At 53.5% G+C, this 15,430-nt stretch carries 15 protein-coding genes; 7 read left to right on the plus strand and 8 right to left on the minus strand.

What is annotated here, in order from left to right; all coding sequences use genetic code 11:
- Window positions 1-3 precede the first annotated feature (3 nt).
- Both LA337_02385 and LA337_02390 read left to right on the plus strand, forming a co-directional pair.
- Window positions 4-1,431 (plus strand): iron-sulfur cluster-binding protein, encoded by a 1,428-nt coding sequence (locus LA337_02385; protein UBI16562.1) that lies wholly within the window; start codon window positions 4-6, stop codon window positions 1,429-1,431.
- Window positions 1,424-2,119, plus strand: a complete 696-nt coding sequence (locus tag LA337_02390) for a lactate utilization protein C (GenBank protein ID UBI16563.1) — start codon at window positions 1,424-1,426, stop codon at window positions 2,117-2,119. Before LA337_02385 ends, LA337_02390 begins: the two co-directional genes overlap by 8 nt.
- A 49-nt stretch (window positions 2,120-2,168) precedes the next feature.
- On the opposite strand, the gene gntP is transcribed toward LA337_02390, so the two are convergent.
- Complete coding sequence (gene gntP, locus LA337_02395) at window positions 2,169-3,512, minus strand: gluconate permease GntP (protein ID UBI16564.1); 1,344 nt, start codon at window positions 3,510-3,512, stop codon at window positions 2,169-2,171.
- Window positions 3,513-3,773: 261 nt separating this feature from the next.
- Between gntP and uxuA the strand changes: the two genes are divergently transcribed.
- The 5 genes from uxuA (at window position 3,774) to LA337_02420 (ending at window position 9,464) form a co-directional block, all read left to right on the plus strand.
- On the plus strand, window positions 3,774-4,958 hold the full coding sequence (uxuA, locus tag LA337_02400) for a mannonate dehydratase (GenBank protein ID UBI16565.1): 1,185 nt from the start codon (window positions 3,774-3,776) through the stop codon (window positions 4,956-4,958).
- 79 nt (window positions 4,959-5,037) lie between these two features.
- On the plus strand, window positions 5,038-6,513 hold the full coding sequence (locus LA337_02405; GenBank protein ID UBI16566.1) for a fructuronate reductase: 1,476 nt from the start codon (window positions 5,038-5,040) through the stop codon (window positions 6,511-6,513).
- 133 nt (window positions 6,514-6,646) lie between these two features.
- Window positions 6,647-7,420 (plus strand): Uxu operon transcriptional regulator, encoded by a 774-nt coding sequence (gene uxuR, locus LA337_02410; GenBank protein UBI16567.1) that lies wholly within the window; start codon window positions 6,647-6,649, stop codon window positions 7,418-7,420.
- Window positions 7,421-8,068: 648 nt separating this feature from the next.
- Window positions 8,069-8,278, plus strand: coding sequence for a hypothetical protein (locus LA337_02415; protein UBI16568.1), 210 nt, complete (start codon window positions 8,069-8,071; stop codon window positions 8,276-8,278).
- A 178-nt stretch (window positions 8,279-8,456) separates the two neighbouring features.
- Complete coding sequence (locus LA337_02420; protein ID UBI16569.1) at window positions 8,457-9,464, plus strand: porin; 1,008 nt, start codon at window positions 8,457-8,459, stop codon at window positions 9,462-9,464.
- A gap of 63 nt (window positions 9,465-9,527) precedes the next feature.
- Here the strand turns inward: LA337_02420 and LA337_02425 are convergent, their stop codons facing one another.
- The 7 genes from LA337_02425 to LA337_02455 form a co-directional block, all read right to left on the minus strand.
- Window positions 9,528-9,929, minus strand: a complete 402-nt coding sequence (locus LA337_02425; protein ID UBI16570.1) for a hypothetical protein — start codon at window positions 9,927-9,929, stop codon at window positions 9,528-9,530.
- A gap of 189 nt (window positions 9,930-10,118) precedes the next feature.
- Window positions 10,119-11,306, minus strand: a complete 1,188-nt coding sequence (locus LA337_02430; protein ID UBI16571.1) for an MFS transporter — start codon at window positions 11,304-11,306, stop codon at window positions 10,119-10,121.
- 94 nt (window positions 11,307-11,400) lie between these two features.
- The gene (locus tag LA337_02435) at window positions 11,401-11,652 is read right to left on the minus strand and encodes a DUF3343 domain-containing protein (protein ID UBI16572.1); all 252 of its coding nucleotides are present in this window, start codon (window positions 11,650-11,652) and stop codon (window positions 11,401-11,403) included.
- On the minus strand, window positions 11,649-12,416 hold the full coding sequence (gene yjiL / locus LA337_02440; protein UBI16573.1) for a putative 2-hydroxyacyl-CoA dehydratase activator YjiL: 768 nt from the start codon (window positions 12,414-12,416) through the stop codon (window positions 11,649-11,651). The genes LA337_02435 and yjiL overlap by 4 nt, the downstream gene beginning before the upstream one ends.
- Before the next feature lie 9 nt (window positions 12,417-12,425).
- Window positions 12,426-13,577 (minus strand): putative 2-hydroxyacyl-CoA dehydratase YjiM, encoded by a 1,152-nt coding sequence (gene yjiM / locus LA337_02445; protein UBI16574.1) that lies wholly within the window; start codon window positions 13,575-13,577, stop codon window positions 12,426-12,428.
- Window positions 13,578-13,671: 94 nt separating this feature from the next.
- Window positions 13,672-14,136: a GNAT family N-acetyltransferase gene (locus tag LA337_02450; protein ID UBI16575.1), complete on the minus strand. Its 465-nt coding sequence runs from the start codon at window positions 14,134-14,136 to the stop codon at window positions 13,672-13,674.
- Between the two features lie 13 nt (window positions 14,137-14,149).
- Window positions 14,150-15,430 (minus strand): DUF445 domain-containing protein, encoded by a 1,281-nt coding sequence (locus tag LA337_02455; protein UBI16576.1) that lies wholly within the window; start codon window positions 15,428-15,430, stop codon window positions 14,150-14,152.

The following is a 15,430-nucleotide window of genomic DNA, read 5'->3' on the forward strand; positions in this document are numbered from 1 at the left end:
GAGATGTCGATAAAAACCAGCGATGTAGAATTTAAACTGCGCATCCGTCAGCAGATAGAAGATCCGATCATGCGTAAAGCCGTGGCCAATGCGCAGGAGCGTATCGGCGCGAATCGACAAAAAATGGTCGATGAGTTAGGCCACTGGGATGACTGGCGCGATCGTGCCTGCCAGATCCGCGATCACGTTCTGAGCAACCTCGACGCTTACCTGTATCAACTCTCCGAGAAAGTGACGGAAAACGGCGGGCACGTCTATTTCGCCAAAACCAAAGAAGACGCCACCCGCTATATTCTGCAGGTTGCGCAGAGTAAAAATGCGAAGAAGGTGGTGAAGTCCAAGTCGATGGTGACCGAAGAGATCGGCGTCAACCATGTGCTGCAGGATGCCGGAATTCAGGTGATCGAAACCGATCTCGGCGAGTACATCCTGCAACTGGATCAGGATCCGCCTTCGCACGTCGTGGTCCCGGCTATTCATAAAGATCGCTACCAGATCCGCCGGGTGCTGAACGAACGTCTGGGCTACGACGGCCCGGAAACGCCGGAAGCCATGACCTTATTCATTCGCCAGAAAATCCGTGAGGATTTCCTCAGTGCCGAAATCGGCATTACCGGCTGTAACTTTGCCGTGGCGGAAACCGGCTCGGTGTGCCTGGTGACCAACGAAGGCAACGCGCGCATGTGCACCACGCTGCCGAAAACGCACATTGCGGTAATGGGCATGGAGCGTATCGCGCCGACTTTTGCCGAGGTGGATGTGCTGATCACCATGCTGGCGCGCAGCGCCGTGGGCGCACGTTTGACGGGCTACAACACCTGGCTGACCGGCCCGCGTGAGGCGGATAACGTTGACGGACCGGAAGAGTTCCATCTGGTGATTGTCGATAACGGTCGCTCGCAGGTGCTGGACTCAGAGTTTCGCGATGTGCTGCGCTGCATTCGCTGCGGAGCCTGTATGAACACCTGTCCGGCGTACCGCCACATCGGCGGACACGGCTATGGCTCTATCTATCCCGGCCCTATCGGCGCGGTAATTTCTCCGCTACTCGGCGGCTATAAAGATTTTAAAGACCTGCCGTACGCCTGTTCTTTATGCACGGCCTGTGACAGCGTCTGCCCGGTGCGTATTCCGCTATCAAAACTGATCCTGCGTCATCGCCGGGTGATGGCCGAAGAGGGCATTACGCCGAAAGCCGAACGGCGGGCGATCAAAATGTTCGCCTATGCCAATAGCCATCCGGGGCTGTGGAAAGTCGGGATGATGGCGGGCGCGCATGCGGCGAGCTGGTTTATCAATGGTGGCAAAACGCCGCTCAAGGTTGGCGCGATTGGTGACTGGATGGAGGCGCGCGATCTGCCTGATGCTGACGGCGAGAGCTTCCGCAGCTGGTTTAAGAAACATCAGGCGCAGGAGAAAAAGAATGGATAACCGTACCGCGTTTTTAAACACCATCGCCCAGGCGCTGGGTCGCCCGCTGCGTTTCGAGCCGCAAGCGGATGCCGCACCGGTTAACAACTTTGCCAACGAGCGCCTGACCGAGCTTAGCCCCGAGCAGCGCTGCTCTGCGTTTATCCAGTTTGCCAGCGAAGTGATGCTGGCCCGCTGCGAACTGACCCGTGAGGACCAGGCCGCAGACGCGGCGCTGCGCCTGTGCGAAGAATTGGGTCAGCAGCCGGTGGTGCTGAGCGGCGACAGCCGGCTGGTGGAGCTGGGCATCACCCAACGCTTGCAGCAGGAATGCAACGCCGTGGTCTGGGATCCGGCGCGTGGTAGCGAAAATATTACCCAGGCTGAGCAGGCGAAAGTCGGCGTAGTGTTTGCCGAATATGGCCTGACCGAGTCCGGCGGCGTGGTGCTGTTTTCCGCACCGGAGCGCGGGCGCTCCCTGAGCCTGTTGCCGGAGTCCTCGATTTTCGTGCTGCGTAAAAGCACCATCCTGCCGCGCGTGGCGCAGTTGGCAGAAAAACTGCATCAGAAGGCGCAGGCCGGTGAGCGTATGCCATCGTGTATTAACATCATCAGTGGACCCAGCTCGACGGCAGATATTGAGCTTATCAAGGTGGTTGGGGTGCATGGCCCGGTGAAGGCGGTGTATCTGATTATTGAGGATTGTTGAGGCAGGATGGAAAACCGCTCTGGCGCTATAAGCCAGAGCGGTATCGATGTTATGCAATCATGCTGATGATCAACACGATTATCAACCCAACCACGGAGTTCACCAGCTCCAGCAGACCCCAGGTTTTCAACGTATCCTTCACCGACAGGTCAAAGTAGCCTTTGAACAGCCAGAACGAGGCATCGTTGATATGGGTCAGGGTGTTGGAGCCTGCCGCTGTCGCCAGCACCAGTAACGCCGGGTCGACGCCGACCAGTTGACCGGTAGCCGGGTCGAGTATGGCGGCGCTGATAATCCCCGCCGCCGTCATGGCGGAGACCACGCCCTGACCGGTTGCCAGACGAATAAGCACGGTTATCAACCACGCCATGATGTACGGAGAGATATTGCCGTGCGACATCAGCATGCCGATGGTATCGCCAATACCGGTATCGATAATGGTCTGCTTCAGAACGCCGCCCGCGCCGATGATCAGGATCACCATGGCGATGCTTTTCACCGCGTTTTCAAAGGCGTTCATCACCCACTGCATGTCGTGACCACGCGCGGTACCAAACAGCACGAAGGCGACAACCATGGCAATGAACATTGCGATTGGGGAAGAGCCTAAGAAGTTGACCACTTCCCACGCCTGCGTCCCTTTCACCAGCCAGATGTTGGCGATGGTGGTGGAGATCATGATGATCGCTGGGATCAGCGGCACCAGAATAGACACACCGAATGACGGCAGATTGTTCTGGTCAACCGGTACGTCGGCCTTCATGAATGACGGCGTTGGACGATCGAGGTTGCCGAGGAATTTCGGCAGGATAAGCCCGGCGCAGATCACGCTCGGAATGGTCACCAGAATACCATAGATGTAGACCATGCCCATGTCAGCGCCGTAGGCGTTAACCAGCGCGACCGGACCCGGCTGTGGCGGGAACAGCGAGTGGGCGGTGGTAGCGGCGGCAACGGCCGGAATGGCCAGCTTGAGGAACGGGATCTTCGCTTCCGCGGCAATGACGATCACCAGCGGCGCCAGCATAATAAATGCCACTTCATAGAACATCGCCAGGCCAAAGATCAGACCAATAATGATCACTGACAGCTGCACATAGCGCAGGCCGAGTCGCGCCAGTAGCGTATGAGCAATCTGATGCGCCGCGCCGGAATCAACCATCAGCTTACCGATGACCGCCCCGAATACTACGATAATCGCCAGTTCACCCAGCGTGCTGCCAAAGCCGGATTTCATGGTGTGCAGCAGTTCCATTAAATCCATCCCCGCCAGCATGCCGACCGAGAGCGCCGCCAGCAGCAGGGCGACCATTGAGTTTATTTTGAATCTTAGATTGAGCACCAGCATCAGACCGATGCCGAATACGACCCACAGAATATTGAGAACGTGCATATAACGTCTACCTTAATTTGGTTGAACTATTATGATTTTGGTTGAGATGTTACATATATTGGTTAACCATTGATGCGATGAATGTCACATTGCGTTACATGTTTACATTGAAACGGGTCTGGTTGACCGTAATCTGGCGATCTAATCAGCAGATATCGTGATTTGGTTAACCAATTTTGTGCTTCAGGTTGACATGTAATACCAAAAGGAGGAATTTATGTGCCATATCGTCGAGTCCATAACGTAAACGAGGAATAAAACATGGAACAGACATGGCGCTGGTATGGTCCTAACGATCCGGTCACCTTAGCGGATGTACGTCAGGCGGGTGCAACTGGCGTTGTCACCGCCTTGCACCATATCCCGAACGGGGAAGTGTGGACGGTTGATGAGATCCTCAAACGCAAAGCGATTATTGAGCAGGCGGGCCTGGTCTGGTCGGTCGTTGAAAGCGTGCCGATCCACGAAGACATTAAAACCCGTTCCGGCAACTATCAGCAGTGGATCGCCAACTACCAGCAAAGCCTGCGTAACCTGGCCCAGTGCGGCATTCGTACCGTGTGCTACAACTTTATGCCGGTTCTCGACTGGACCCGCACCGACCTGGAATACGTCCTGCCGGACGGCTCCAAAGCGCTGCGTTTCGATCAAATTGAATTTGCCGCCTTTGAGCTGCATATCCTCAAACGCCCGGGTGCGGAAGCGGACTACACCGCCGAAGAGATCGCGCAGGCGAATGAACGTTTCGCCACCATGAGCGATGAAGACAAAACGCGTCTGACCCGTAATATCATCGCCGGGCTGCCTGGCGCGGAAGAGGGCTACACGCTCGACCAGTTCCGCCAGCATCTGGCTCGTTATAAAGATATCGATAAAGCCGCGCTGCGCGAGAATTTTGCCGTCTTCCTGAAGGCGATTATTCCGGTGGCGGAAGAAGCAGGCGTACGTATGGCGGTACACCCGGACGATCCGCCGCGCCCGATCCTCGGCCTGCCGCGCATTGTTTCCACTGTGGAAGATATGCAGTGGATGGTCGATACGGTCAACAGCATGGCGAACGGTTTCACCATGTGTACCGGTTCCTATGGCGTGCGGGCGGACAACGACCTGGTCGACATGATCAAACAGTTTGGCCCACGCATTTACTTCACCCATCTGCGCTCCACGCTGCGTGAAGATAACCCGAAAACTTTCCATGAAGCGGCGCATCTTAACGGCGACGTCGACATGTACGAAGTGGTGAAAGCGATCGTTGAGGAAGAGCAGCGCCGTAAAGCCGAGGGCAAAGAGGACCTGATCCCTATGCGTCCGGACCACGGTCACCAGATGCTTGACGATCTGAAAAAGAAAACCAACCCAGGCTACTCCGCGATTGGTCGCCTGAAAGGGCTGGCGGAAGTGCGCGGCGTTGAGATGGCTATCCAGCGCGCTTTCTTTAGCCGCTAAAGCGAGTTGCCGGTCACCTGTCTGACCGGCGTTTTTCTTTTCTCTTCCGTTGGTCTTTCAACGGGTTCTGGAGTTCACGATGACAACGACAATTGCCAATAGCAACCTGCCGGTTGCGCGCCCAGCATGGGACAGCTCGCGCCTGCAATCCCGCATTGTTCACCTCGGATGCGGCGCTTTTCACCGCGCGCATCAGGCGCTGTACACCCACCATCTGCTGGAAACCACCGACAGCGACTGGGGTATCTGTGAAGTTAACCTGATGCCGGGTAATGACTGCGTACTGATTGAAAACCTGCGCAAGCAACAACTGCTGTATACCGTGGCGGAAAAAGGCGCGGACAACACCGTGCTGAAAGTGATCGGCTCGATGAAAGAAGCGCTGCACCCGGATCTTGACGGCTGTGACGGTATTTTACAGGCTATGGCACGCCCGCAGACGGCAATTGTCTCGCTGACGGTCACGGAAAAAGGCTACTGCACCGATGCCGCCAGCGGTCAGTTAGATCTCAATAACCCACTGATTGAACACGATCTGGCAAATCCGACCACGCCGAAGTCGGCGATTGGTTACATCGTACAGGCGCTGCATCTGCGCCGTGAGCAAGGGCTGGCGGCCTTTACCGTGATGTCCTGCGATAACGTGCGTGAAAATGGTCATGTGGCGAAAGTCGCGGTGCTGGGGCTGGCGCAGGCGCGCGACCCGCAGCTGGCGCAGTGGATTGAAGCAAATGCCACTTTCCCGTGCACTATGGTCGACCGCATTGTTCCGGCGGCGACGCCAGAAACGTTGCAAGAGATTGCCGACCAGTTGGGCGTTTACGACCCGTGCGCTATCGCCTGCGAGCCGTTCCGCCAGTGGGTGATTGAAGACAACTTTGTTAACGGTCGTCCTGACTGGGACAAAGTCGGCGCACAGTTCGTTGCCGACGTGGTGCCGTTTGAAATGATGAAACTGCGCATGCTAAACGGCAGCCACTCATTCCTCGCGTATCTGGGCTATCTCGGCGGCTATGAAACTATCGCTGATACCATGACCAACCCGGCGTACCGCAAAGCGGCGTTCGCGCTGATGATGCAGGAGCAAGCGCCGACGCTGTCGATGCCGGAAGGCACCGATCTCAATGCCTATGCGACGCTGCTGATCGAACGTTTCAGCAACCCCTCTCTGCGCCACCGCACATGGCAGATTGCGATGGACGGCAGCCAGAAATTGCCGCAGCGTCTGCTGGATCCTGTGCGTCTGCACCTGCAAAACGCCAGCGGCTGGCGTCACCTGGCGCTGGGCGTGGCGGGTTGGATGCGCTACACCCATGGCGTGGATGAACAGGGACAGGTTATTGATGTTGTTGACCCCATGCTGGCTGAATTCCAGCGTATAAACCAACAGTATCAGGGGGCCGAACGCGTGACGGCGCTACTGGGGCTGAGCGGCATCTTTGGTCACGATCTGGCGGACAACGCCGACTTTGTTGAGACGATTATCGCCATGTATCAACAACTGTGCGAGCTGGGCGCGCGTGAGTGTGTTGCCGCGTTAAACGCTGACGCTTAATTCCCCGAACTATGACGGGTCAATCAAAATACTGATTTGGTTGACCCGTTTTCTGTTTTTGACTTGCCGCAAATGCTATAGTTCGATACCTATTCACCGTATCTGATTACACGCTTCTGACGGACATAACACGATGAAATCGAACACTTCTCAACAAAGACCCTACCAGGAAGTGGGTGCCATGATCCGCGATCTGATTGTCCAGACACCGTACCAGCCCGGTGAGCGTTTGCCACCGGAACGTGAGATTGCCGAGATGCTCAACGTCACTCGCACGGTGGTTCGCGAAGCGTTAATCATGCTGGAAATTAAGGGGCTGGTGGATGTACGCCGCGGCGCCGGGATCTACGTGCTCGACAATGCGGATGCGCAGGCTATCGACAGTACGGATGTCAATCATTGCAATGATGCGGGCCCGTTTGAGCTGCTGCAGGCGCGACAGTTGCTGGAAAGCAATATCGCCGAATTTGCCGCGCTGCAGGCTACCCGTGAAGATATCGTCAAAATGCGCCAGGCGTTACAGCTGGAAGAGCGTGAGCTGGCGTCCAGCGAGCCTAACGGCTCTGAAAGCGGCGACATGCAGTTCCATCTCGCCATCGCTGAAGCTACGCATAACAGCATGCTGGTGGAGCTGTTTCGCCAGTCATGGCAGTGGCGCGAGAACAACCCGATGTGGATCCAGCTTCATAGTCACCTCGACGATACTCACTATCGTAAAGAGTGGATGGGCGACCACAAGCAGATCCTGGCGGCATTAATCAAAAAAGATGCCCGGGCGGCCAAGCTGGCAATGTGGCAGCATCTGGAAAACGTCAAACAACGCCTGCTGGAGTTTTCCAATGTTGATGACATTGATTTTGATGGCTATCTGTTCCAGTCCTGGCCTCTGGATAAAGTTAACGCCTGATTTTCCTTCCTCTCCCACGCGGGCTGTAGCGGCCCGCGCGACGCTTTTCCGCACAAGAATGTAGCGCGTAACAAACATTCTTTTCACGTCATGAACGTCACGTAAAAAATTGTTTCCATTGCCTCAGATGATGATTTTTCCTGCGCCTCTGTACGATACAAATTGATTTACATCAATTAAAAATAACTTATTTTTGCATGCGAAAAAATGCGTTATTTACCTTATTTTTACCTTTACGTGCTTATTTTTAGACAAAATGCGCCTGTGTTAAGTGAGAATCAAACTAATTTCCACAGCCTTCAGGGCGAGGCTGTCGGACATTACAGTGCGTAAAAACAAACGCTTCACGCAAATGTAGACATTAATAACGGTGCGTAACTTATTGGCTGTAATGATGTTTTGATTTGTAATCATGGTTTTTGTCAATGATTCAAGCTTTTTTAATCAAATGAATAAAAACGAATATTTGTAAAGTAATAATTACACATTATTCTATAAACAAGTTATCTTTCATTTGAAATAGCGTTCCATTTACCTGCGTTTTATTAACAGTTTCATTACTATTGTGACTGTATTTTGCCGTTGACTTGTTTTTACACTGACTGCATATTTCATCGCCATAAGCGTGTTTGCGTTCAGGAGATGACAATGCCCTCTCGAGATTACCCTGATATTAGAAAAGCCAGGGGAACCCGATCAAAAGATATGGTTCTTTTAAGTGCCCGTGTCGATACCTCTCTGTGGGAATATGTTCGAACGCTGGCATTTGAAACCCGTAAAAGTAAACAAGATATTATTGCCGAAGCATTAATGTTGTATCGCTCTGTTAATGAGAGCGTAAACGAAGAATCCAAGTAATTACTCTCTGTTCGGGTTTTATTTAAAACCCTAAATGATATGTGTCTTGCCACTTTATTATTGCCTTCATTGGTGTGTTAGAGGCTTTCCCCTTTTCCATAGGGGACTTTTTTATGCGGGTATTCTGCCTTCATAACAAAGTTGATAGCAAAATTCACAATTAAAAGTGAGTAATAACATGAAAAAGTCAGTAGTGGCATTAGCTGTAATGGCATTAGGGGTAACCTCCGTTCATGCAGCGGAAATTTATAATAAAGATGGCAACAAACTGGATCTGTACGGCAAAGTAAAAGCGGTCCATTCCTGGACTGACGGCACCGATGCCGATGGTACCTACGCGCGTCTGGGTTTTCGCGGTGAGACACAAATCAACGATCAACTGACCGGTTATGGCCAATTTGAAAGTCAGTTTGATGCCTCTAAAGCAGAAGGTTCTCAGAATGGCGTCAATACACGTCTGGCGTTTGCTGGCCTGGATTATGGCCATGACGTTAGCTTTGACTACGGTCGTAACTACGGTATCGCTTACGACGTGGGAGCTTACACTGACACTCTTTCAGAGTTCGGCGGTGACTCCTATGAAGATACTGACCGCTTCCTTACTACACGCACTTCTGGCGTTGCAACACTCCGCACCAAAAATCTGTTTGGTGCCGTTGATGGTCTGAGCGTCGGCGCGCAATATCAGGGTCAGGATGACTCTAACGCTAACCCAGCAAAACAGCACGGTAATGGCTACGGCTTCTCGCTGGGCTATGACAACATCGCGGATTCCGGCGTATCTGCCATTGCGGCTTACACCACCAACGCGGTGACGGCTCAGCAGAAACGAAGCGGCTGGGAAGGTGAAAACGCAGAGTTCTGGGGCGCGGGTCTGAAATATGATGCTAACGCTATCTACGTCGCGACCATGTACGGCGAGTCCCACAACCTGATTCAGGATGCGGACAAAGCTGAGCACTTTGAAGCGATGGCTGCGTATGTGTTTGATTTTGGTCTGCGTCCGAACGTGGCTTACGTCCACGCGCGTGATAACAACAATAATGACCTGACCGAATACGTAGCGCTGGGTACAGACTACTACTTCAACAAAAACATCGTGGCTGATGTGGGTTACAAAATTAACCTGCTCGATGGCGCTGATGGCGACAACCAGGTTGTTGCGGGTCTGACCTATCAGTTCTAAGTTTTTGTTCTGATCTGCAAAAAGGCGTCTTAGTTAAGACGCCTTTTTTACCTCTGTCGGCGTTTAAACCGGCTGACTCTCTTCCTGCTGTACACCGCTAAACAGCCATTGCCAGATGCCCACTTTTACCCATGCGACCACGCAGAGGATCAGATAAAAAAGCGGATTATGCGTAATAGTTACGCGCATGACTTCCATTAAATCCACATGCAAATTTCCGGCAATGGCCATATTGATAACAAAAATAGAGGCTACCGCGCTGGCCAGTAAAATAAATACGGCCTGTAACCTGGTTATCTCCGGTAGCCTGCCAGAAGCCCATTGCCATAAGAAAGTCGTTGTTAACAGGAAGATAATAAACAATCCTAGTGCGCCAAACAGGCCAAAGTCTTTATAATCCTTTAGCGTGCCAATTAAACCAGCCAAAATAATTAACCCCAGCAGTATTTTTTTAAACCACGACATGTACTTTTCCCGACGATGGTGTTGATGTTGAATTAATATGTCCATTTTTACGCATTTTAAATTGAGTTTATAAATGAACAGCCGGGAATTATAAATTGTCTGGCGGGTAATTACCGATTATTTGCGGTTTATTAAATGTTGACATTTAATTACGGATTAATCCGAATATATTTGTTTAGAGGCTATTGATTATACCCTTTTGGGCGAAGCGAAACGCTGTTTATATAATTGCGTGAGGCTGATAAGCGCCGCAATGAACAACGCGACGGCGCCGCACAGCGTGGCGTTAACGATCGCCTGTGCACCGCTTCCCAGCAGGCTGGTTAATAGCGGCCCGAGTATTTGTCCAATGCCGTAAGTCAGAGTGACCAGGCCCAGCAGATTAATATTACGCGGGACGCTAAGTTGACGGGCGAGCGGCATCACCAGTGAAGTGGTCCCCATAAACGTTGCGCCAAACCCCACGCTGCTTATCACCAGCAGCAGCAAGGAGTCGCTGGCGAGCGTCATCACCACGCAGGCGCTTTGAATCAGCAAATTCGCCGTCAGGCATTGCAAAACTCCCCAGCGTCGGGCGGCCCACAGCCAGGCGAAACAACCTGGAATTATCGATATGCCGACCAGCGACCAGAGATGGGCAGTCAGCAGCGGCGAACCGGCGCTTTTCGCCATTAGCGGTAGATAGGTGGCGACAATGATGTAGCCAAATCCGGCCAACCCGTACAGCAGCGCCAGCAGCCACCAGGACATCGGCTGATGTTCCGTTTTTACCGGCGCCGCGGCGGGGAGGGCATGATCGCGAGATGGCAGGAGTATAACCAGTAGGACAAAGAACAGAGCTGACGCTGCCGCTGCGCCCAGCCAGAGGGTGTGCGATGACAGCGCAAAATGCAGACCGCTAATGACATATTCATTGCCCAGCAAAATGCCTGCGCCAACGCCGGAGAACAACGCCGCGATCACGAAGGGATGCCGGGTATGATGCAGAACGATCATTGAGCCAAAGATCATCATACCTGCACTGGCGACGCCCGCCAGAAAACGGATCAACATCACCAGCGCGGGCTGCGTAAAGCTTGCCATCGCCAGAATCAACCCCGCGGTAGCGAGCGCGGACGTTAGCAACATCGGGCGTAAGCGTGAGGGAAGATGAAAGAGCCCGAAGGAGAAGAGCAGGCTTCCTGCCAGATACCCAGCGTAGTTGGCGCTGGCAATCCAGGAGAGCTGGTCAAATGTGAACTGACCTTCCGACAGCAGCACCGGGAGCATTGGCGTATACAGAAAGCGCCCAATTCCCATACCCAGCGTTAAGACCAGCATGCCAAACAGCGCGACGCTGATAGCATGACGATTTGAATCTGGGCTTTCCTGGGACATACGGGCTCTCATTTCACGCTGCTATCTGATAATTGTTATATTACATGCGTAAATGATAATGAAAAGTAAAATAAAACGCAGTGCCCTCGCGCGTTCAGGAAGGAGGGAAAGTGGCAATGCAGCGCCAGTCTCCGTTTTCAAGGCGGTAGATAGATTCGGTATGACCCGCAATTACCCACTCATTCTCCTCGCCAGCAATGCAGTCGATGTAAATACACAGCCCGCAGCCACCGCGTAGCTCGCGGGGAATATCGGCCACCCGAAAGCAAATACCTGCAGCCTGTAGCGCTTTACGCGTTTTGATGACGCCGAGAGTAGTGTGAAACAAGAACAGGGCTTCCTTCACTCACGTTTCCCCTGACGTTGACCAATTAACGCGGCCCCAATTGCCCCGGCAAACTGCGCGTCGGGATGCGTGTGCACGGGAATACCCACGTGGCCTTCGAGCATACGAGCAAAGGCGCGGCTGTGGCTTACCCCGCCGGTAAATAACAGTGGAGCCTGTGCAGAAAGCCGCCCGATGAAGTTTGCGCTGCGTCTGGCCATCGCGTTGATTACGCCAGCTAAAATTGCCTCCGGCGCGACACCCGCAGAGCGCAGGCTGATGACCTCAGACTCGGCAAAAACCGTACACATGCTGGTGATGGCATGCGGTTCGACGCCAGCGGTGATCGCATCCAACTGATCTACGCTGGCGCCGAGCGTACGTGAGATGACTTCCAGAAATCGCCCGGTCCCTGCCGCACATTTGTCGTTCATCAAAAAATCGCTGAGGTTGCCATCATCATCTAACTGGATGACTTTACTGTCCTGACCGCCGATATCAATCACTGTGCGGGTACCGGGAGCCAGCAAGCGTGCCCCCAGCCCGTGGCAGGAAATTTCAGTGACCTGTTTGTCGGCATAATCCACGAGCTGCCGTCCGTAGCCTGTGAGGGTTAAAAATGGTTTATCGTCCAGCCCGGCCTGCAGCGTTTCCCATGCTTGCGCGATCGCTTCGGCAGGGCGAAAAGGCGTTGGGCAGAGGAAGCGACGTTTGATGACGTTCCTTTCCAGCAAAATACCTTTCGTCGCCGTGGAGCCGGAATCGATCCCTATTGAGAATCTCATTCCTGTTCCTCACAACATTTCAATGAACGCGGCGACACGGGTGCTAAGCTGGCCGATATCCGCGCTGGAGTAATCGGTTTCAATAGCGATGTAGGGAATGTTGTGCTGCTGGCGGACGTGGCGTTTAATGGCCAGTGATTCAACGGCGTAAGTGTGGCAAGCCTGTAAAATGACATCGACGACGCCGTCAGCCTGGTACTCTTCAACCATTTGGCTGAGCATTTTCAGGCGTTGATCGTTAGGGGAAATACAGGAGCAGCCGATGGCGAGGTATTTATCGGTCAGTGCGTCGTAGACGTCGCCAGTTTCCGCCACGCACTGCTCAGTGGCTTTCGCACCGGTGCAGTTTTCATAACCTACCACCCAACCGCCGTTTTCTTCAATGGCACGCACCACTTTTTCTGCCGCGCCGCCAATGGGGCAACCGGTTATCAGTATGCGTGGACGTGATGCCAGGCGTTTCCCGGCCTGCCATTCCTGATGTACCCGTTTGGCCATGCTATTAAGCTCGTCGATCAACGCTTCTTTATCAAAGCGGAAGGTTGCGCCGTAAACAACTTTCAGAATGTCACTGCCGCTGAGTGCGGGTGGATTGAGTTGGCCAACGCGGTAAAAATTCGCCAGTGCGCGACGCTCCTGATTTTTTAGAATGATGGCTTCACGTAGCGCAGCTTCGGTAATCGGGGTGCCAAAACGGGCTTCGACAGCCTGCTGCAGACGTAGGATCTCGGCTTTCCATAGCGCACGCGAAGCCGCATCGTTGGCGCTGTTGGGCAGTTGCATCACATGTACCGCTTTAAATTCAGCCATGTACTCGTACATCTTCTTTTTACCATCGCAGGTCGTTTCGCCCACCACGAGGTCAGAGAAGTAGAAGTACGGGCATTTATCAGTTTTACCAAACCCGTAGCTGCTTTTGATCAGCGGACACAGATTACGTGGTAGATCTTTTTCGGCTTCTTCTATGGTTTCATCAGAGGTTGAGCATAGCGAAACGACTACCGCGCCCGCCGCCATCGCTATCTCCTGCGGCATAAAGGTGCAATAGGTTCCAACGAGCGGGATACCCTGCTCTTTAAGATCCATTACGGTGAGAAAACCTTTCTGACGGGCGTCGGAGAACTGGTTGAAAATGGCGGGTAAATCGGTGATTAGCGACATGATTTTCCTTCCCCGTAACACGGGAGAGAGTAAAAGACGTCGCATTATAACCCTGTAATTTATCTGGCTTTATTGATGTACAACAATTGTACGCTTACAGGTTACGACTGTAGACCCGCGAGACTTCCCCCCACGGGTGATAGCCTGGCCCGTCAAAGTAAAATCCCGCTTTCTCGTATAACCCTTCCAGGTCGGTACATAAATGGAGCTGCATAAAGCCCAGTTGTCTGGCCTGACTGGCAATATGTTCAATCAGGCGAAATGCCAGACCGCGTCCACGGTAGTGAGGATCGATATAGAGCGCACATAGCCACGGCCACAGTTCGCCGCGACTGATAAAATCATTGGTGATCAATCCGGCGCAGCCAATAATGCTGTCGCCGTCCTGCAGCCAGTACCACTGCGGTAGCGGGTTCTTTGCGCCAATACAACGGTGCAACGCATCCTCGTAAACTTTCATGGAGTCTTCTGAGGCCCATTGTTGTTGAAAGTAAGCGGTGACCTCGTGCAGCTTTTCCGGCGTCTCGCGCAGGGAAAAAATGCGGATGTTGATTGTCATTGAATTTTTCTCCTTAAAAATTCACCAGCGTCAGCAGGGAAGGTATTTGCGACAACAGATATAAAACCAGCCCAATAGAACCGCCGACCAGCGTGCCGTTGACGCGGATAAACTGCAAATCTTTACCGATGTTCAGCTCAATTTGCTGCGACATATCGCGCGCATCCCAACTTTTCACCGTGTCGCTGATATGGCGCGTCAGGAAAGTGGCGAACTCCGGCGCCACTTTATGCGCGGCCTGCTCCAGATGCCCATTCAGTGAGGCGCGCAGGGCGCTGTCGGCAACCAGCGTTTCGCCGAACCACTGCCCGGCGCTGGCAATGCGCTGCTTCACGCGCGAATCATCGGCGTTTATGTCGGTTTTCACCCACTGGCGCAGGTCTGCCCACAGTTCGCCAAGATAACGGTTGAAGGCTTCGTCTTCCTTCAGATAGCTTTTCATGCTTTCGGCCCGCACGGCCATCTCCGGATCGTGTTTGAGCTTATCGATGAGCTTAAACGTAGCGCGATCGAAGGCGTGGCGGATCTGATGCGCACGATCGTGGCTGATGTCATCCAGCAACGAGTTAACGGCATCAGACACCAGTTCGGCACTGTGCTCGCCCAGCCATTCGGTCGGCAGGATCTTCGCTTTCAGCGGATGTTCGGTTTCCAGCCAGTGCACGACCTGTCTGGCGATAAACGCCCGCGAGCTGTCGCGCTGGAGCAGGGCGATCAGTTGGGCGATCAGCGTGTCGAGCAGCACCTGATGGCGATTGTTTTTAGTCATGCTTTCCAGCATCAGCGCGCTGGTACCGGAGAGATCGACCTTGTCGATGGCCTTGTGTACCGCCCGCTTGATCAGCCTCTGAATGCGCGCGTCGTCGGTCAGTTCGAGAAAACCGCTCATAATTTGCAGCAGATGCTGGCCGATGCGCTGGGCGTTTTCCGGCTGGCTGAACCAGTTGCCGATCAACAGCGCCGGTTCATGGCGGCGGATCAACGCGACCAGCGACTGGGTGTCGAGAAATTTTTCCTGCACAAATTGCCCGAGATTTTCGCCGATCCTGTCCTTATTACGCGGGATAATAGCCGTATGTTGCGAGATAAATGGGATCGGCACCCGACGAAAAAGCGCCACCACGGCAAACCAGTCCGCCAGCGCGCCGACCATCGCCGCTTCGGCGATCGCTTTGATCCCCAGCACCCAGAAGTTAGGCGGCAGAAACAGCGTGATGACGAAGGTCGCGGCGGCAATCAGCAGCAATGAAAGCGCCAGCCGCTTGGCGCGTTTGAGTTCAGCAATTTTATTCAT

Origin of the sequence: Citrobacter europaeus (genome assembly GCA_020099315.1) — a bacterium.
Taxonomy (GTDB): Bacteria; Pseudomonadota; Gammaproteobacteria; order Enterobacterales; family Enterobacteriaceae; genus Citrobacter; species Citrobacter europaeus.